This window comes from Halanaerobium praevalens DSM 2228, assembly GCF_000165465.1.
Classification (GTDB): Bacteria; Bacillota; Halanaerobiia; order Halanaerobiales; family Halanaerobiaceae; genus Halanaerobium; species Halanaerobium praevalens.
Genome location: NC_017455.1, coordinates 610,036 through 627,760, shown reverse-complemented (window position 1 = coordinate 627,760; position 17,725 = coordinate 610,036). Strand labels below are relative to the sequence as shown.

General features: G+C 32.6%; 22 protein-coding genes and 1 riboswitch. All 22 genes read right to left on the bottom strand.

The features are described 5' to 3' along the window. Window positions 1–3: 3 nt before the first annotated feature. On the bottom strand, window positions 4–1,257 hold the full coding sequence (fliY, locus tag HPRAE_RS02820; RefSeq protein WP_014552745.1) for a flagellar motor switch phosphatase FliY: 1,254 nt from the start codon (window positions 1,255–1,257) through the stop codon (window positions 4–6). Continuing rightward, window positions 1,247–2,254, bottom strand: a complete 1,008-nt coding sequence (gene fliM, locus HPRAE_RS02815; protein ID WP_014552744.1) for a flagellar motor switch protein FliM — start codon at window positions 2,252–2,254, stop codon at window positions 1,247–1,249. Before fliM ends, fliY begins: the two co-directional genes overlap by 11 nt. Window positions 2,255–2,266: 12 nt before the next feature. After that, window positions 2,267–2,719, bottom strand: a complete 453-nt coding sequence (locus tag HPRAE_RS02810; protein ID WP_014552743.1) for a flagellar basal body-associated FliL family protein — start codon at window positions 2,717–2,719, stop codon at window positions 2,267–2,269. Beyond that, entirely contained in the window at window positions 2,712–3,560 is an 849-nt protein-coding gene (locus tag HPRAE_RS02805) for an OmpA/MotB family protein (protein WP_014552742.1), read from the bottom strand. The genes HPRAE_RS02810 and HPRAE_RS02805 overlap by 8 nt, the downstream gene beginning before the upstream one ends. Further along, window positions 3,547–4,359: a motility protein A gene (locus tag HPRAE_RS02800; RefSeq protein WP_014552741.1), complete on the bottom strand. Its 813-nt coding sequence runs from the start codon at window positions 4,357–4,359 to the stop codon at window positions 3,547–3,549. Before HPRAE_RS02800 ends, HPRAE_RS02805 begins: the two co-directional genes overlap by 14 nt. Further along, on the bottom strand, window positions 4,360–4,569 hold the full coding sequence (locus tag HPRAE_RS02795; RefSeq protein WP_014552740.1) for a flagellar FlbD family protein: 210 nt from the start codon (window positions 4,567–4,569) through the stop codon (window positions 4,360–4,362). A gap of 69 nt (window positions 4,570–4,638) precedes the next feature. Further along, entirely contained in the window at window positions 4,639–6,285 is a 1,647-nt protein-coding gene (locus HPRAE_RS10865) for a flagellar hook protein FlgE (protein WP_014552739.1), read from the bottom strand. 173 nt (window positions 6,286–6,458) lie between these two features. After that, on the bottom strand, window positions 6,459–6,854 hold the full coding sequence (locus HPRAE_RS02785) for a TIGR02530 family flagellar biosynthesis protein (RefSeq protein ID WP_014552738.1): 396 nt from the start codon (window positions 6,852–6,854) through the stop codon (window positions 6,459–6,461). Window positions 6,855–6,869: 15 nt separating this feature from the next. Next, window positions 6,870–7,376: a flagellar hook capping FlgD N-terminal domain-containing protein gene (locus tag HPRAE_RS02780; RefSeq protein WP_014552737.1), complete on the bottom strand. Its 507-nt coding sequence runs from the start codon at window positions 7,374–7,376 to the stop codon at window positions 6,870–6,872. A 13-nt stretch (window positions 7,377–7,389) separates the two neighbouring features. Next, window positions 7,390–9,027, bottom strand: coding sequence for a flagellar hook-length control protein FliK (locus HPRAE_RS02775; RefSeq protein WP_014552736.1), 1,638 nt, complete (start codon window positions 9,025–9,027; stop codon window positions 7,390–7,392). A gap of 48 nt (window positions 9,028–9,075) precedes the next feature. Further along, window positions 9,076–9,615 (bottom strand): MotE family protein, encoded by a 540-nt coding sequence (locus HPRAE_RS02770; protein WP_014552735.1) that lies wholly within the window; start codon window positions 9,613–9,615, stop codon window positions 9,076–9,078. Then, a complete protein-coding gene (gene fliJ / locus HPRAE_RS02765; RefSeq protein ID WP_014552734.1) occupies window positions 9,612–10,052 on the bottom strand; it encodes a flagellar export protein FliJ in 441 nt (146 codons plus the stop codon). Before fliJ ends, HPRAE_RS02770 begins: the two co-directional genes overlap by 4 nt. Before the next feature lie 19 nt (window positions 10,053–10,071). After that, window positions 10,072–11,379, bottom strand: coding sequence for a flagellar protein export ATPase FliI (gene fliI / locus HPRAE_RS02760; RefSeq protein ID WP_014552733.1), 1,308 nt, complete (start codon window positions 11,377–11,379; stop codon window positions 10,072–10,074). After that, a complete protein-coding gene (locus HPRAE_RS02755; protein ID WP_014552732.1) occupies window positions 11,372–12,112 on the bottom strand; it encodes a FliH/SctL family protein in 741 nt (246 codons plus the stop codon). The genes fliI and HPRAE_RS02755 overlap by 8 nt, the downstream gene beginning before the upstream one ends. After that, window positions 12,105–13,109 carry a flagellar motor switch protein FliG gene (gene fliG / locus HPRAE_RS02750; protein ID WP_014552731.1) on the bottom strand — a complete coding sequence of 335 codons (1,005 nt, stop codon included), beginning with the start codon at window positions 13,107–13,109 and terminating at the stop codon, window positions 12,105–12,107. The genes HPRAE_RS02755 and fliG overlap by 8 nt, the downstream gene beginning before the upstream one ends. Before the next feature lie 20 nt (window positions 13,110–13,129). Continuing rightward, window positions 13,130–14,668, bottom strand: coding sequence for a flagellar basal-body MS-ring/collar protein FliF (gene fliF / locus HPRAE_RS02745; protein WP_014552730.1), 1,539 nt, complete (start codon window positions 14,666–14,668; stop codon window positions 13,130–13,132). Between the two features lie 48 nt (window positions 14,669–14,716). Further along, window positions 14,717–15,013, bottom strand: coding sequence for a flagellar hook-basal body complex protein FliE (gene fliE / locus HPRAE_RS02740; RefSeq protein ID WP_014552729.1), 297 nt, complete (start codon window positions 15,011–15,013; stop codon window positions 14,717–14,719). Window positions 15,014–15,027: 14 nt separating this feature from the next. Beyond that, window positions 15,028–15,459, bottom strand: coding sequence for a flagellar basal body rod protein FlgC (gene flgC, locus HPRAE_RS02735; RefSeq protein ID WP_014552728.1), 432 nt, complete (start codon window positions 15,457–15,459; stop codon window positions 15,028–15,030). 2 nt (window positions 15,460–15,461) lie between these two features. After that, window positions 15,462–15,848, bottom strand: coding sequence for a flagellar basal body rod protein FlgB (flgB, locus tag HPRAE_RS02730; RefSeq protein WP_014552727.1), 387 nt, complete (start codon window positions 15,846–15,848; stop codon window positions 15,462–15,464). Between the two features lie 55 nt (window positions 15,849–15,903). After that, window positions 15,904–15,991: riboswitch (cyclic di-GMP riboswitch) on the bottom strand. Between the two features lie 56 nt (window positions 15,992–16,047). Next, complete coding sequence (locus HPRAE_RS02725; protein ID WP_014552726.1) at window positions 16,048–16,401, bottom strand: response regulator; 354 nt, start codon at window positions 16,399–16,401, stop codon at window positions 16,048–16,050. Window positions 16,402–16,521: 120 nt separating this feature from the next. Beyond that, the gene (locus HPRAE_RS02720) at window positions 16,522–17,025 is read right to left on the bottom strand and encodes a chemotaxis protein CheD (protein WP_245528277.1); all 504 of its coding nucleotides are present in this window, start codon (window positions 17,023–17,025) and stop codon (window positions 16,522–16,524) included. After that, window positions 17,009–17,611 carry a chemotaxis protein CheC gene (locus HPRAE_RS02715; protein ID WP_014552724.1) on the bottom strand — a complete coding sequence of 201 codons (603 nt, stop codon included), beginning with the start codon at window positions 17,609–17,611 and terminating at the stop codon, window positions 17,009–17,011. The genes HPRAE_RS02720 and HPRAE_RS02715 overlap by 17 nt, the downstream gene beginning before the upstream one ends. Window positions 17,612–17,725 lie beyond the last annotated feature (114 nt).

The following is a 17,725-nucleotide window of genomic DNA, read 5'->3' as shown; positions in this document are numbered from 1 at the left end:
GACCTATAGTTTGCTTAAGCGTTCAGCAGGACTAATAATATCTTTGACTCTAAAACCAAAGTTTTCATCAATTACAACAACTTCTCCTTTTGCCACCAATTTACCATTAACTAGTAAATCAACTGGTTCTCCTGCCAGTTTATCTAATTCAATAATTGATCCATCTCCTAAATCAAGTATATCTCTAATTTTCATAACTGTTTTACCTAATCTAACAGTTACTTCTAAGGGAACATCCTTTATTAATTCCATATTATTGGGTAATGGTTGAGTTGCAGTCTGATCAAACTCAGGGAACTGTGCTGACTGAACATCAACTTTTTCTTCAGACTCAATATTTCTATTTTGAGGTCTTCTTCTTTGGGGTGCTGGTTGGGCCTGCTGTTGACTGGGTTGACTTTGAGCTGGGGCAGCTGCAGTTTTTGTTTTTTGAGATTTTTGTGGGCCTGCTGCAGTTTCACCTTTATACTCTTCTTTAACAGAAGTATCAACCTCTTCTTCAATTTCTTCTTCATCAATAGTATTATCCATTAAACCAGTTCCACCATGTAATAAAGAGTCTGCTAAATCTTTAACAAACTTATAAGAAGAAATTTGTTTAAAGCTACTATCTATTACATCTCCAACTTTTAATTTAAAAGAAGTAACAACAATTTCTTCAGCTGGATCAAACCAATCTCTTCCTTCTTCAATTACATCATCTAAATCAATAAACTCTGCTGTTGGGGGTGAAATATTAACTAAAACATCTAAAATATTAGACATTGCTGTTGAAGCTGCCCCCATCATTTGATTCATTGCTTCTCCAACTGCACTAATAGAAATTTCATTAAGCATTTCCTGGTCCATTCCTTCCAGACCATCTCCACCCATCATTAAATCTGCAATTACTGCAGCATCTTTAGTGTCAATCACAAGTAAACTTAAACCTTCTATCCCCTCTACATATTCTACTTTAACTAAAACACAGGGCTTATCATATTCTTCGATTAGCTGCTTAAAAGTTTGAACTTCAACTTCTGGAGTTGTAATCTCTACTTTCTCATCAAGTAATGTGGAGAGCGCTGTAGCTGAAGATCCCATAGCAATATTATTTACTTCTCCAATAACATCAATTTCTTCTGAATTTAGATCAGAAGCACTTTCTGCACCAGTTTCATTTCCAACTCCTTGACTTTCTGCTACAGGTTCTTCATCTTCCTCATTCATTAAAGCATCTATTTCATCTTGTGATAAAAAGTTACCATCATTCGTCATCATCTTCACTCTCCTCTAACAAATTTTCCGCTACACCTATTATTTGTATTGCTTTATGATTATTTTTATTACCTACAACTGCTTCATATTTTCTACTTCTACCAATTTTAAGTTCTGCATTTTCTTCAACTTTTTTATCAAGTCGAACTACATCTCCGGGTTGAAGATAAAGAAAGTCTTCAACTGTTATTTCAGTACTTCCTAAAACTGCATCAACTTCAACCAGAGCCTCATTTAATCTTTTACGCAGTTTAGCTATATGTTCTGGAGTTTGTTTTTCTCTTGTGCTTGAAAACCAGTATTGAGCATTTAAATTACTTACAATTGGCTCCAGCATAATATATGGTAAACAAATATTCATCAATCCTTCACTACCACCAATTCGAGCTGAAAGAGTAATGATTATTGTCATATCACTATCAGGAACAATCTGGGTAAATTGAGGATTTGATTCTAGTTCAAGCAGCTTTGGTTTTAACTTAGAAATATTTTCCCAAGCCTCACTAAAGTCTCCTAAGAGCCAGTTCATAACTCTTTTAATAACTACTTGTTCAATATCTGTAAATGAGCGAATATCATCAATTGGATTACCTAAGCCACCAAAAAGACGGTCAATAACCGCAAAACCAACTTCAGGATTAATTTCAAAAATAAATTGTCCTTCTAATGGTTCTAATTTGCTAATTCCAATAATTGTTGGTTCAGGTAAAGAATGTATAAATTCTGAATAGGAAAGCTGTTCAATTGATGCTACTTCAAAATTAACCATACTTCGGAGTTTAGTTGATAAAGTTGTTGTAAATAATCTTGATAAATTTTCGTGAATCATCTGTAAAGTACGCATCTGCTCTTTAGAAAGCTTATCAGGTCTTCTAAAATCATAATCTTTAACTTCTTTTTCTTCTGATTGTTCTTTAGCTTCCTCTACATCAAGACTTCCATCATTAATTGCAGAGAGCAGAGAGTCTATTTCGTTTTGATTTAGTACATCAGCCATCTTTTATCCTCCCTACTGCACAACCAGTTCTGTAAACCAAACATTTGTGATTTCTCCTGAAATTAATAATTCGTTTATTTTTTCTTTCACAATTCTTTTTATAGTGTTTGAACCTGGTTCTTCTAATATTTCTTGATTTTGTGACCTCAATGTAGAAATAACTCTGTCTCTAATTTGTGAGGTTCTTTTGTCTAATTCTTTAGCTAGATCAGACTTTTCTAATTCAAAAACTATAGTTGCTCTAATAAAGTTAATTCGATTATTATTAGATATATTAACTGTATAGCTACCTGCCTCATAAGTAGGTCTTATATCTTCAATGCTTTGAACTTCTTTTTCTTCTTTTTCATCATTAGAAACTGAAAAATAAGTAAAAAAAGTAAAACTAGCCACCCCTGTGATAATAATTACTAAAACTACAATTAAGGCTAACATTTTATAATTCATTTTTCCTTCTTCAGCCATCTATATTTCCTCCTTCCTCAGCTTGATCAAGTTCTATGTTTTCTGAATTTACAGGATTATATAAATTTGCTTGTACTGGTTTATCCTCTGCTTTTGTTGCTGGCAAATCTCTGCCATTTAATTGATACTGAGAGTTTAAAACTACTACTTCAACTCTTCTATTTTCTGCTCTTCCCTCAGTACTATTATTAGTCGCTACAGGCCGATACTCAGAATAGCCAGCTGCTGAAAGTCTAGCTGGATCAAAATCTTTTTCTTCGATTAAATATTTAATGACATTAACAGCTCTGGCAGTGGATAACTCCCAATTTGATGGGAATTCTGCTGTTCTAATTGGTAAATCATCTGTATGACCTTCAATCATAATATCATTTGGAATTTCTTTTAAAATCTCAGAAATTTTAGTTAAAACTTCTTTTCCCTGTTCTCTAATATCTGCTTTGCCAAGTTCATATAATATTTCTCCTGTTAAACTAATAACCAAGCCCTTTCTTTTATTTTCAACATTAACTTTATCACTTAAATTATTATTCTCTATATAGTTATCAATTTGCTTCATAACTTGTTGAATGTTTTCTGGAGCTTGAGCATAGTCCTGGCCTAAATTACCAGCATCTATATTAGGATCTTCAGTAATAGTTTTTCCACCTTGGAGTACACCTAGCTGATTTTGCAAAGCTGAAATAAAGCCCTGAAATTTTTCAACATCCATTGAGGAAAAAGAAAACAAAAGTACGAAAAAAACTAAAAGCAAAGTCATCATATCACCAAAAGTTGTCATCCAGGCAGGGGAGCCACCACCACTATCTCCATCACTTTTATTTTTTTTATTCCGGGGCATTTTCGCCAGCACCCACCTCTCCTGTTTCTCCTATTCTAGACTCGACTTCTTGTTTTTCTCCTTCAGAAAGGAAAGCATGTAATTTTTCTTTAACTATTCTAGGGTTTTCACCAGCTTGAATAGATAAAATACCTTCGATAATAACTTCCTTAACATGAATTTCATGATCACTTTGAGTTTTTAAATTTTTGGAAAGGGGAATAAAAATCCAATTGGCTAAAAGGGCTCCATATAAAGTTGTAATCAAAGCTACAGCCATTCCTCCTCCTAACTGATCTGGATCATCTAGCTGACTTAACATCTGAATTAAACCAATTAAAGTACCAACCATTCCAAAAGCAGGTGCTAATTCTCCCATGGTAGCAAAAATACCCCGACCTTTAGCATGTCTTTCTTGTAAAAAAGTTAGCTTAGTTTCTAATATATTTCTTACTAATTCAGGATCAGTACCATCAACTACAAGCTGAATACCTTTCTGTAAAAACTCATCTTCCATTTTGGAAGCATCATCTTCTAAAGCTAAAAGCCCTTCTCTTCTTGCTTTTTCAGCAAAATTAACTAAATTTTCAATTACATGTTCTGATTCCAAGTTATCATCTTGAAAAGAAACTCTAAATAGATTAGGGACATTTTTTAAATCTTCAAAGGTATAACTAATCATTACCCCAGCTAAAGTACCACCAAAAACTACTAAAGCAGATTGCACACTAATAAAAACCCCTACATTTCCACCTAGTAGAGCTACTGACCCAAAGATAACTGCTCCTGCTATTAAGCCAACTATTGTTGCTAAATCCATTTAAGATCTCTCCCCTGTTCTACAAATTCCAGTCATTATCTCCTGTCTATATCCTATTACTTTATTAATTATATCATCTGCTGAGTCTTTGACAAGCAGTTTCTTCCCATTAGTTAAACTAATTACAGTATCTGGAGTTTCTTGAACTTCAACTATTAAATCTGCATTTAAGATAAATTCTTTTCCACTTGTTCTAGTCAGTTTAATCATTATCCACTTCCTTTATTATCTGTCAGGCTAAAAGCTAGTTTAGCAATTAGCCTGACAGTTTAGATCAAATTATCTTTTTAGATTAACTAATTCCTGCAGCATTTCATCTGAGGTTGTAATTAATTTAGAGTTGGCCTGAAAACCTCTTTGAGCTGTAATCATATTTGTAAACTCTTGTGAGAGGTTAGCATTTGACATTTCTAAAGTTGAAGGTGCTAAAGAACCAAACCCGCCCTGAGCTGGCTCTCCTATACCTGCTTCACCAGAGTTACTAGTTGCCTCAAAAACACCTTCCTGTCTGCTTAAACCAGCAGGGTTAGCAAAATTAGCCATTGCAATTTTACCCTGAATCTGAGTTAAGCCATTACTAAAGGAACCTACTATATCTCCTGTTTCAGTGAAAGAAAATGATTCTAAAGATCCAGCTTCATAACCATTAACACTAGAGAAATTAGCTGTCATTCCATCACTATTTGTTTCTAAAGAACCACCATCAGCAAACTGAGTCATCGCGGAAAAATCTAGCTCAACTGTTTGTGATACACCAGGACCAGCTGGAGTAAAAGTTAAATCAACAGTTTCACCACTCAGAATTTCACCACTATCATTAAATTTGATTTCGTGGTTACCACCTAAAGGAGTGGTTAATGTATTTCCATCAATTTCAAGTTTAGTTTCATCGATTTCCCAGGTGTTGTTATCAATTTTTTCTATTGGAAGTAAAACTGAGTGCTTACCGCCCTGACTATCAAAAACATTAATTGAAACATCCCTTTTTGCTGTTTGTTGATAGGAAAGATCAATAGATTCTCCTGTTCCATTAGTTATTAGGCTTTCACCATCTTTATCTAATTTAATTGTATCATCAAAATTTAATGTGTCTGTATTACCACTATTATTAATATCAACAGTCAAATTATCAACATCACTGCTGGCTGTATCAATACTACCATCATTTTCAAGAACTATCTGACCAGTATATTCTCCGGTGGTAGTTGTTGGAGTGGGATCAGTAAAGGTTGTAGTTGGGTCATCTGATTTCAAAGTGTATTCCCAAACATTATGGCTGCCATCAACTGGCTCCATTGAAAAATTAATATTATCAGTAACAGGAGTTGTAGCTCCATCACTAACCTGCATACTTCCCTGGACTATACCTAAATCATTAATAATATTAGCCTTTAAATTTTTAGCAAAATTAACTTTATCAGTTGCTTCAGCATTAATTTCTTGTTTTAGTTGAATATCTCCCAGATTATTTCTAGTTAATCCATTATTATATTCACCATTTTCATTTGCTGTCCAACCCTGAACTAACATTCCAGTACTAGAAGAATATAGTCTACCCTGTTCATCAAAATTAAAGTTACCAGCCCGAGAATAGACTTCTGTACTGCCATCTCTTAGCACAAAAAATCCATCTCCCTGAATTGCTACATCAGAAGTTTTACCAGTTGACTGTAAGTTACCAGAAGACATATCACTATCAATACTTCCGACACCAACACCAAGGCCAACCTGTTGTGGGTTAGTACCTGCTCTATTTTCTTGAGGAGCAGAAGCACCTCTAATGGTCTGACTTAACATTTCTTTAAAAGTAACACGACTGCTTTTAAAACCAACTGTATTTACATTTGAAATATTATTACCTGTTACATCCATCATCTGCTGGTGTGAATTCAATCCTGAAACACCGGCATACATCGATCTTAACATATAATTTTCCTCCTTCAGTATTTATCGGAGTCCTGCTGTTATCGACAGCAAGACAGAGCTTCCTGAAAAAGGTCCAGCTCATATCCGATTTTAAGCTCAATTTAATAATTTTTAAGCTTAAAGGCTTACTTATAACATTTTCTTAATTCTCATTTCACTTTATTAATTTGTTCCTATTTCATAAAAACAGCACTATCTATATTTGTAAAAACATTATCATCCATACTTTCCTCATCTACAGCTGTGACAACTGTATTGTTTTCAACACTGACAATATAAGCCACATCATTAACCATAACTAAAGAATCTCTGGCCCCTTTGTTTCTGGCCTTTTCTACTCCAGTATTCAATTTAGCCAATTCAGCTTGAGAAAATGGAATTGAACGTGAATTAAGTCTTTTTTTAGCGTGCTTAGAAAATGATAATTTTTCTTTTCCTTTTATCTTATCGCCTAAAATGTCCTTAAAAGAAGGACCTTTAACTTGTTTATTTTCTTTTACAGGCTTATTTTGCTGCTGTATTTTACGAAGAGGTTGGAGTGGGTGATTAATTTTTAATCGATTATCCATCTTTAAACCCCCTTTTTAAGCTTCCTCTGTTTCTCCACTTTCACCATCAGTTTCGCCTTCACTTCCCTCAGTTACTGATTGAATCTGAGTAATATAATTAATGTCAACTTCTAAACCATTATCTAAAGCTGCAAATATTTGATCACCTTGAGATTTAATCGATTCGACAACCCCTTTCACACCTGTTGAATTACCTTCATCAACATTTGCAGTTATTTCTTTACCAATCAAATGACTATTATTAATAACTTGATTTGAACTCAACTTATCTTCCAGTAAAGAATAAAGTTTTTCAGTTTTTTCTAGCGAAGAAAATTCTGCCATTTGAGAAACAAATTCTCGATCTTCCATTGGGTTAAGCGGATCCTGATTTTGCAGCTGAGTGATTAAAAGCTTAAAAAAAGCATCCTGGCCTAAACCATCATTTCCTTCCAGACTTTTACGTTCTGTTTCAAGTTCCTTATTTTTAGTTGAACTAATAGCCTGGTTTTGAGTAGAAGTTAATCCTGCAATTTCTGACATTTAACTACCTCCTTTAAGCAAGCAGATTAAGCTTTTCATTCGAAAAAGCTGCTCTATTAATCATTTCTTGCTGTTTCATAATAATATTTTCTTGCTTTAAATTAGAATTTCCATTCTGGCGCTGGACATAATACTGGCCCTGAAAAAATTGACGCTGTTCAAACTCTTGATTTTGACCTGTCTCTCCATCACTAAAAGCAGAATTTTGATCATTAAAAGCAAATTCTTGTTGTTTTTCAACCTGCTGTGGTGAATTTTTGGCAGTCTCAATTTTAAACTGCTCAATATTAATTCCCTGTTTTAAAAGGTCTGATTTTAAGCCTTTAAGACTATTTTCCAGTTGAGCTCTCACAATCTCACTTTCAACCAGCATTTTTCCTGTTAGTTTTTCATTATCATAAGCAAGACTGATATCAATTTTCCCAAGTGATTCTGGTTTTAATTGAATCTGCATCTCCTTTGTTTCTGGAGAATATTGACCTCTAAACTGTTCTACAACTTGAGATCTCAAATCAGTATTTTCAGCTAACTGCGATTTATTTTCAGAATCAAGGCTAAAATTATCCAACTTTAAATTATTAGCAGTATTTTGATTTTCTAGTTCAAAATTAAAATTCAAGTTAGAATTATCTAGTTCTAAAAAGTTATTTTGATTTTTATTAGCTAATTCTTGACTACCAAAATCAACTTCCAGAACAGAATCACTATTTAAACTAAATAAATCAGAATTATTAAGATCAACCTGAGAGGATTGTTTATTAGCTGCTAATTTATTATTTTCTTCTTTTAGCATTTCTTGCATCTGAGCACTGATTTCTGCAAAAAGCGTATTTTCTACTCCTTTATTTACAGCATTTTCTGGATTACTATTAGTTGAGTGTTGACTGGCAAATAACTCAGCTAAAACTGGAGTTTTAAGATCTTTTTGCTCTGAAATTTGGCTTAAATGCTCAAGGTCCAACTTATCATCTTTTAAAAGACCAGCTAATTCAGTTAATTTCGCTTCTGCAGTTTGAGCTTTTAAGACTTGCTCTCCAGCTTCAGCAAGCTCTGAATTAGAATTAACTAGAAGACTACTTAATTGGTCTAGCTCTGATTTTAATTTGCTTTTATTTGCTTGACTTAGATTTTTTTCTGGATCAGCTAAAAAAGAAGCTAATTTTTCTAAGCTATCAGCATCTAGATCTTTAAGTTCTATTTCATTCTCTGCATCTACTGAGTTTAAAGATTCAATAACTTGCAAATTATCATTTTCACTTTCACTATTTTTAGCAAGTAAAGATTTAAGATCTGAAATATTTAGCTTATTATTTTTCAAATTAAGCATTAATGATTCTAACATCGCCTTTTGCTGATTATTTAAACTTCCTCCCTGCAATAAAGACATTAATTCAGCAGGAATCTCTTTTTTATTTTTTTTCATAATTTCTTTTAGTTTAGCTAAAAAGTCTTCATTTTTAAGTGAAGTCGATTTTTCTTCAGTCTTAGTATTCTTTTTGGTAACTTTTTTAAGTTTTTGCTGTTCTTTAATTTCTGCCATAGTTTCAGCAAAACTTTTACCATCTTTTAGAGCTGTACTTTCTTTTGGAGAAGCTTGTTTAAAATCATAACTTTTGCTTTCCAAAATATTATTGAATACCATTTCTGTCATTTGTTCACCTCCTTTCATTTTGATTTTTAATCTAAATGAACTTAATTTTTATTCTAAACCCAACTGGCTGATAAATCTGGCAGCTTCTTGTTGGGGTAAAGACTCTAGTATTTCTGCAGCTTGTTCATCTTTAAGTCGACTTAAAACTTCAACTGCTAAATTAGCATTTAGTTCTTGAATAACTGCAGCAGCTGCTGCTGGTTCCATTTTGGTATAAATATTTGCTACCTTATCTAATTTAGCTTCTCGATCATCAATTTCAGTATTTAAATTCTTATAGTCTGTTTCTAAATCTGAAATAGCCTGATCTTTTGCAGCCAGCTTTTTATTTGCCTTTTCAATTTCACTTTCTAATTCAAGAATTTCACTATCTTTTTCATTAATTGTTTTTTCTAAATTAGAATTTTCATCCTTTAAAGAATCCAGTTCTGTTTGGGTTATTATATAATCTTTGACAACTGGTGTGCTGTTAGCTAGGTTACTCACTGTTGTTTTAACATCAATTATACCCAGAGCATTAAAAGACCAGGTTAACATTGCAAATAATATTAAAAATATCATTAAAAAAAACAAAATCTTCTTTATCAAGTTAATCGACCACCCATCGAATAATGTCTACCCATTTCATCAAGCTCTTTTTGTTCAGCTTTAAAAAATTCTTTAACAAATTTTTCAATTTCTTTTTCTTTTAATTTTTCCATTGTTTTACGCTCTTTTTTCTTTTCCATTAAAACCTTCAATTGCTTAGCTACCTTTTCTTTTTTAGCAGCTTTTTCAGTTTTAGCTCTCTCTATTTTCAGATTAAGACTTTTTAAATATTTCCTTAAACTTATATTTAAAGCCAAATTATTTTCTTTATCTCTTAGCTGATCATAAACTTCTTCTTTGTCAGATTTGATAGAATTAATTCTATTTTTAATATCATTTAACTCTTTTTTTAAAAGCAGATATTTATCTTCTTCCTGCTCTTCTTGGCGAATTCTTAAATTTAAGATTTTCTCAAACTTAAATTTATATCCCTTCATAATTCAGCCACCTTTATTACTATTTTTCAGCTATTTGAATTAATTGCTGAACAGTACTCTCATAATTGGCCTCTTCATTAATTCCCTGAGTTAAAAAATTATTAATTTCATCAATTTTAGCAATAGCTCGATCAACTTCTGGGTTAGAACCTTTTTCATAGGCTCCAATATTAATTAAATCCTCAGACTGATTATAGGTTGCAATTATTTTTTGTAATTTTGCAGCTGCCTGACTGTGCTCTTTGCTAACTATATCTTCCATAATTCTACTAACACTACTTAAAACATCAACTGCAGGATAATGACTTGATTCTGCTAATTCTCTTGATAATGAAATATGTCCATCTAAAATACCTCTTACAGTATCAGAAACAGGTTCATTAAAATCATCACCCTCAACTAAAACAGTGTATAAAGCAGTAATTGAGCCAACATCATTTGTACCTGTTCTCTCTAATAATTTAGGCAATTCTGCAAATACAGAAGGTGGATAACCCCTTGTTGCTGGAGGTTCACCAATAGCAAGTCCCACTTCTCTTAAAGCCATTGCAACCCTTGTTACAGAATCCATCATAAGTAGAACATCTTCTCCTTGATCTCTAAAATATTCTGCAATTGCTGTAGCAATATTTGCTGCTTTAACTCTCAAAAGCGCAGGTTGGTCAGAAGTAGCTACTACCACTATTGACCTTTCTAAACCCTCAGCTCCTAAATCTTTTTCAATAAAATCTCTAACTTCACGCCCACGCTCTCCAACTAAGCCAATTACATTAATATCCGCATTAGTATTTCGAGCAGCCATTCCTAGCAAAGTTGATTTACCTACACCACTACCAGCAAAGATTCCCATTCTTTGACCTTTACCACAAGTCAAAAAACCATCAATACATCTGACTCCCAAAGACAATGGAGCTTTGATCCTTGCTCTAGTTAAGGGATCAGGAGGTTTATTGTTAACTGGAACTTCATTTAAGCCACTAGGATCTTCTCCACTAATAATATTACCACTACCATCAATTATTTTACCAAGCAGCTCTTTACCAACTTTAACTTTTAGTTTCTCATCAGTTGCTATCACTCTAGCTCCTGGACGAATACCTTCCATTTCTCCAATAGGCATCATTAACACCTTATTATCATCAAAGCCAACTACTTCAGCTTTAATATCACCATTTTCTCCTTTAATTAAACAAAGCTCACCAATCGAGGCTTGAGGTCCAATTGATTCAATTACCAAACCAATTACTCTATTAATATGACCAAAATTACGAGTCATATTAATATTATTTAATTTAGTTTCCAATTTTGACAGATCTAAATTAATCATGTTTTTCAACCTCTTTTAATAGTTCAGTCTTAATTAAATCAAGCTTATGCTCTAAACTACCTTCTTTGCCCCCTAGATTTGTTTCAACCACACAATCACCTTTTTTAAGTTCTGGATCTGAAATAAAATCAATATTTTTTTTATTGATATGCTGATAAAATTGCTTTTCATCTACATATGGTAAGAGCTGAGGATTTACTCTTACAACTATATCACGATGATTATCATCTATTTTATTTAACATATCAGAAATAATATTATTAATAATATCAGCTTCAACTTCTAATTTAACATCGATTACTATACTTGCAATTTTAACTGCTAATTTAATCATGTCTTGTCTAATTTGATCTTTTTCTTGTCTGAATTCTTTTTCAAAACTAGAAATCAAATTACTTAAATCTGTCTTTAGTTTATCTACTTCAGCTTTGGCCTTTTTTAAACCTTCTGCTTCCGCTTCGGCCTTTAAATCAGAATATATTTTATCTTTTTCTTCAATTATTGCTTCTTTTTTTGTTTGGGCTTGTTCAATTATATTTTCTGATTTTTTTTCTGCTGCTTCAATTATTTCTTCTGCTTTTTTTTCAGCATCTAAAACTTCAGGCTTTTTTTTATTCTTTTTTTCTGATTCGTTTTTAGCCTTTTCTTGTTCTTTTTTGATTGAGAGAGTTTTAGGATTTCTTTTAATCTTATACTTACCTGTCATTTGAGAAGTTTTTATAACTTTAGACAATTACTTCACTCTCCCCACCTCTAGCAATAACAATTTCTCCACTTTCTTCTAATTCTCTAATCACATTAACAATTCTCTGTTGAGCATCTTCTACTTCTCTAATTCGAACTGGTCCCATAAATTCTATATCTTCTTCCAGCATCTCAGCAGCTCTTTGAGACATATTGCCTGTAATAATATTTTCTACCTCATCACTAGCTGTTTTTAAAGCTAAAGCAAGATCATGGGTCTCAACTTGACGTAATACAAGCTGTACTGCTCTATCAGATAAGAGAACAACATCCTCAAATACAAACATTCTCTTTTTAATTTCTTCTACTAATTCTGGGTCATCTTCTTCTAATTTATCTAAAATATTTTTCTCAGTTCCACGGTCTACTTGATTTAAAACATCAACAATAGATTGAACTCCACCAGCACTAGCATATTCATTAGCTGCAACTGAGGAAACTTTTTTCTCTAATACTGCCTCAACTTCTTTAATGATTTCAGGAGAAGTCCTATCCATAACAGCCATTCTCTTTGCTACTTCACTCTGAACTTCTGGAGCAAGAGCTGATAAAATTTGAGAAGCTTGAGTTGGCTCAATATAAACAAGGATTAAAGCAATTGTCTGTGGATGTTCTCCCTGGATAAAGTTCAGCAGTTGACTTGGATCTGAGCCTCGAATTGAATCAAAAGGCCTAACCTGGAGGGTTGCAGTTAAACGGTTAATAATACTTTTAGTTTTATCTTTACCAAAAGATTTTTCTAGAATTTTTTTGGCATAGCTAATACCTCCAGAATTAATATAATCATTTGCTTTCTGCAGCTGCAGAAATTCTTCTTGGATTTTCTTTTTAACTTCGGGATCAATCTTATTTTGATTTGCAATTTCTAATGTCAGTTTCTCAACTTCTTCATCATCTAAGTGCTTAAAAATATCTGATGAAACATCTGGCCCCAGTGAAATTAATAAAATAGCCGCTTTTTCTTTTCCTGTTAACTCATCTTTCATAACAAAAACCCCTTCGACATTTATTCGTCAACTATCCAACTACGTATTAATTTAGCTGCATTTTCTGGATCAGAATGAATCATATTTTCAAGCTCATTTTTAACTTTTGCTCTTTTTTTCTGATCTGCATTTGGTTCAAATAAATCTATTTCATCTTCATCGCCTTCAGCAGCAAGCTCTAATTGCTCGCTCTGATCTGAACTTGGTTTTTTACGATATAAGTAAATAATTAAAGCAGAGGTTAAAATTAAAACTAGTAATATTAAACCAGCATAAATATACATTTGTCTTCGCTCTGCAGCCTGTTGAGCCTCCATTGCTTCTTGAGCTGCTACTTCCATTGAATCATCAAAAGCAATAGAACTAATATTTAAGACATCTCCTCTATCTTCATTATATCCAATTGCAGCCCCAACTGCATTTCTGATTTGAGCAATTTTTTCTTCATCTGTATCTTGATCAAGCATTACTGAAACAGATAAGCGCTCTACTTCACCTGGAGCGTAAATATGTTCTTCAATTCTTTCATTTATTTCATAATTAGTAATCGTATTTTCCCTATCATAACTACTAGCTTCTCCAGTACCCTCAGCTTGATATTGAGGTATATTAGCATCTGTTCCCGGGGCTCCACCATTAATCCCATTTTCTTGGCTTTCAGTATTAACTTCTTGACTACGGATAATACCGCTATCATCAATAACTGGAGCATAAGTCTTACTTTCGGAATGACGCTGATCAAAATTCAATTTTGCATTAACTTGTACAGCAAAATTGTTTGGTCCTAAAACCTTAGTTAAAAGAACTCTTAGATCATTTTTAAGAGCAGACTCAAATTCCTTTTGAATTGCAAAATTTTGAGGATCAGACCAGCGTCCATCTTCACTGTTTACAGGTTTAGATAAAAGATTACCATTAGTATCTACTAAGGTAACTTCTTCCAACGGAAGATCTTGAACTCCACTTGCAACTAAATTCTGTACAGCTCGAACTCGCTCTGAACTCATTTTGTAACCAGCACTCAATTTAACAACAACTGAAGCAGTTGCTGATTTTTCCTCATCTAAAAACAAACTTTCTTCTGGTGGAGTAATTTGGACTCGAGCAAATTCTATTCCCGAAATCGACTGGATTGAGCGACTAAGTTCACCACCAAGAGCACGATAATAATTGACTCTTCTCTCAAATTCTGTTGTACCAAAGTCACTACTATCAAAAATTTCGAAACCTACTACTCCCTGATCAGGAAGTCCAGCTGAAGCCATATCCAGCCTCAATCTGTGAATCTCACTTTCAGGAACTAAAATGGTATTTCCATTACCCCCTAATTTATAATCAACTTGATTTTCATCTAATCTTTCTACAATTGCAGCTGTATCTGATGTGCTTAAATTTGTAAAAAGAGGTTGATAATTACTAGAAGCTCCCCTAAAAATAAGATAGCCGAAGGCACCAGCCATTAAGATTGTGAGAATAATAATTAATATTTGTACACTTTTATTTAATTTTGTCCATGTTTCTTTTACTTCTTCTTTGTATTTTGCGAAAAATTCGGCCATCATTATACCTCTTTCGTAAATACTCTTTATTCTAAATTATTGATAAATCTATACTTGAAGACGCATTATTTCATTATAAGCATCTATTACCTTGGTCTGGACTGCAGTAGTCAAATTAACACCAATTTTAGCTTTTTCTGCTGCAATCATTACATCATGTATGTTATCAGTTTCGCCAGCAGCAAAACTAGCAGTTACTGCCTGAGAATCTTTTTGCAGTTGGTTTACTTCACTTAATTTTTGTTTAAATAAATCAGAAAAAGCTTTAGAACTTTTTTGATTTTCATTTTTTTCAATTTTAAAATTTTCAAATCCTGTTTGAAACTTCATTGGATTAATTTCCATCTTTGCCACTCCTTTTAAGTGCTGATATTAAGAGCACTATTTGCCATACTCTTATAATTAGAAATAGCTTGTGTATTTGCTTCATAAGCACGACTAGCGTCAATCATATTTACCATCTCTGTCATTACACTTACATTTGGCAATTCAACATAACCTTCTTCATTTGCATCTGGATGATTCGGCCTATATTCAAGTCTAAAAGGTGATTGATCTTCTGCAATTTGATCAACTTCAACCCCACCTGAATTAAGAGAACTTCCATTTCCAACTTCTGCAGCTCCCATTTTGTTTTCTAATTTTTGTCTGAAAATAGGTGTCTTTCTTCTATATGTATTTCCATTTTCGTCTCTAGTAGTTTCTGCATTTGCAATATTAGAAGAAATAGTATCCATTCTTAGTCGCTGTGCAGTTAAACCAGATGCACTAATATCTATCCCTTTGAACATTATTATTTACCTCCCTGCTGAATAACTCGATTAATAGTAGAAAAATGACCAGCAGCTCTTTTTGACATAACACTATAATAAATACTATTTTTAGCTAATTCTGCCATTTCAACATCAACATCTACACTATTATCATCATTTCTGTAACTTCTGTTATTTTCATTTCCATTTAAAGATCTATATTGTTTACTAAATGGTAAATGATTTTTTCTAGTTGTTTTTAAACTAACAGAATTTTTAGCAGAAATTTCTTTTTTTAAAGCAGATTTAAAGTCAATATCTTGTCTTTTATATCCCGGAGTACTTACATTGGCAAGATTATTAGCTATCAACTCTCCCCGGCGAGCTGAACCAGCAAGGGCTCTGGTTATTATTTCTAAATTACCCATAATTTTTACCCCCTTCAACTTAAAAAATCTACAGCAATAGACTATAGATTTCATGCTGTGCAGTTTGGCAATCATAATATATTAAATATCTTAGACCCATAACTTTGCGTCATCAACTTTCGCTAATTTTGCTAATATTTATTACTATAACTATCGCTTATTAAATTATAATATTTTGTTATAATTTTATAATTTAAATTTACACTAATTTTCCTAAGGATTCCATAACTCTATCTTTTTTGAAAGGCTTAACTATAAAGTCTTTTGCTCCCATCTCTATTGCTTGAATAACAATTTTTTGCTGTCCCATAGCACTACAAACTACTATTTGAGCATCAGGATCAATATCTTGAATAGCCTTAATTGCTTCTAAACCATCCATCACAGGCATTGTGATATCCATTGTCACTATATCTGGTTTTAATTCTTGGTAAAGCTCAACTGCTTCTTTTCCATTCTCTGCTTCACCAACTACTTCAAAATCATCTTTTAATATGTTTTTCAAATTCAGTCTCATAAATGCTGCATCATCTACAACTAACACTTTAGGCATTTAAAAATTACCTCCCTTTTTTTTTAGATATTACCATTTCATATAATAACAGAATTAATATCTTTTGACAATCAAAATCAAAAATCTTTCAAATTTTATTAAATTTACTATATAATAAATTTAAAGAGTTATCAAATCTTTACTAAAAGATTTGATTTCAACTCGGCCATCATTTACATAAAAATACATAGAACGACCATAGTCTTTACCTACATCACTACCTAAAATTTTAATCCCTAAATCTTTTAATGTTTCTTTAACAGCGACTATATTACGAGCTCCAATTTTCATTACTGAATCTCCACTTTCTGACTTAAACATTCCAGCTCCACCAACAATTTTTGCCGAAAGACGTCTCTTTTTGGCTCCAATTGCTTCCATTTCTTCAATTAAATAAGGAATACCTGTATCTGCATACTTTACAATTTTTTTACCACCTGGATTTTCAGGTAGCATTATATGCACCAGACCACCAACTTTGGCAAAGCGATCATAGAGGGCAATTCCAATACAAGAACCCAGTCCAAGTGTAGCTAAAAGAGTATTTTTATCACCAACTGCATGGTCTGCCATTTTTACAATCAATTTTTCTGCTACCTGATCCCGATTAGGCAAGGCTATCACCTACCAATTTCTTAAACAGTAAACCAAGTGAATCTTTTTCTGGAATAAAAAAGTAAAATAACTCTAATTTTTCATCTCCTGCTATAAACTCAGTTTCTAAAAGCAGAATAAAATCTTCTGTTTGACTATAATCAATTACAGAAGAACTTAAAACAGCACCAGCCATATCATAAGCCATAGCTGGGACACTTTGGTCCAAATCTAAATTAGTAAAATCATTAATTGCTTTTAAATAAGCTCCACTCAAAATATTTCCCAATTCATTTAAAGCAGAATGCTGCATTTCTTTACCTGGTAACTCATCAGTCTGAAAAATTAATTTTAACATTTTTTCTACATTTTCCATATCAACAACTAATAAGATCTTACCAGATATTTCTCCAGCAAAATTGATCATGATACAGGCTATATATTCTTCTTCATCTCCTGTAATAGCTGGTAATTCCTGAATATCAATCAATTCCACCTTAGGAACTGTCATATTTATTTCTTGACCAATCATTCCCGAAAAAGCTGTAGCTGCATTTCCAGCCCCAATATTAGCTACTTCTTTGAGAATATCTTGTTTCATCTGGTCTAACTCCATTAACTTACCTCCTGACATTAGTAATTAATATAAAATCAACCCTTTTTTAAGTAAACAAGTAACTATTTTAAATTATATCACTTCAGATTAAAATATCAAACTTTTATTTGGAAT

Coding starts and splice junctions, on each gene's coding strand:
- fliY (WP_014552745.1), bottom strand. CDS start 1,257: ATGACGAATGATGGTAACTTTTTATCACAAGATGAAATAGATGCTTTA.
- fliM (WP_014552744.1), bottom strand. CDS start 2,254: ATGGCTGATGTACTAAATCAAAACGAAATAGACTCTCTGCTCTCTGCA.
- HPRAE_RS02810 (WP_014552743.1), bottom strand. CDS start 2,719: ATGGCTGAAGAAGGAAAAATGAATTATAAAATGTTAGCCTTAATTGTA.
- HPRAE_RS02805 (WP_014552742.1), bottom strand. CDS start 3,560: ATGCCCCGGAATAAAAAAAATAAAAGTGATGGAGATAGTGGTGGTGGC.
- HPRAE_RS02800 (WP_014552741.1), bottom strand. CDS start 4,359: ATGGATTTAGCAACAATAGTTGGCTTAATAGCAGGAGCAGTTATCTTT.
- HPRAE_RS02795 (WP_014552740.1), bottom strand. CDS start 4,569: ATGATTAAACTGACTAGAACAAGTGGAAAAGAATTTATCTTAAATGCA.
- HPRAE_RS10865 (WP_014552739.1), bottom strand. CDS start 6,285: ATGTTAAGATCGATGTATGCCGGTGTTTCAGGATTGAATTCACACCAG.
- HPRAE_RS02785 (WP_014552738.1), bottom strand. CDS start 6,854: ATGGATAATCGATTAAAAATTAATCACCCACTCCAACCTCTTCGTAAA.
- HPRAE_RS02780 (WP_014552737.1), bottom strand. CDS start 7,376: ATGTCAGAAATTGCAGGATTAACTTCTACTCAAAACCAGGCTATTAGT.
- HPRAE_RS02775 (WP_014552736.1), bottom strand. CDS start 9,027: ATGACAGAAATGGTATTCAATAATATTTTGGAAAGCAAAAGTTATGAT.
- fliJ (WP_014552734.1), bottom strand. CDS start 10,052: ATGAAGGGATATAAATTTAAGTTTGAGAAAATCTTAAATTTAAGAATT.
- fliI (WP_014552733.1), bottom strand. CDS start 11,379: ATGATTAATTTAGATCTGTCAAAATTGGAAACTAAATTAAATAATATT.
- fliG (WP_014552731.1), bottom strand. CDS start 13,109: ATGAAAGATGAGTTAACAGGAAAAGAAAAAGCGGCTATTTTATTAATT.
- fliF (WP_014552730.1), bottom strand. CDS start 14,668: ATGGCCGAATTTTTCGCAAAATACAAAGAAGAAGTAAAAGAAACATGG.
- fliE (WP_014552729.1), bottom strand. CDS start 15,013: ATGGAAATTAATCCAATGAAGTTTCAAACAGGATTTGAAAATTTTAAA.
- flgC (WP_014552728.1), bottom strand. CDS start 15,459: ATGTTCAAAGGGATAGATATTAGTGCATCTGGTTTAACTGCACAGCGA.
- flgB (WP_014552727.1), bottom strand. CDS start 15,848: ATGGGTAATTTAGAAATAATAACCAGAGCCCTTGCTGGTTCAGCTCGC.
- HPRAE_RS02725 (WP_014552726.1), bottom strand. CDS start 16,401: ATGCCTAAAGTGTTAGTTGTAGATGATGCAGCATTTATGAGACTGAAT.
- HPRAE_RS02715 (WP_014552724.1), bottom strand. CDS start 17,611: ATGGAGTTAGACCAGATGAAACAAGATATTCTCAAAGAAGTAGCTAAT.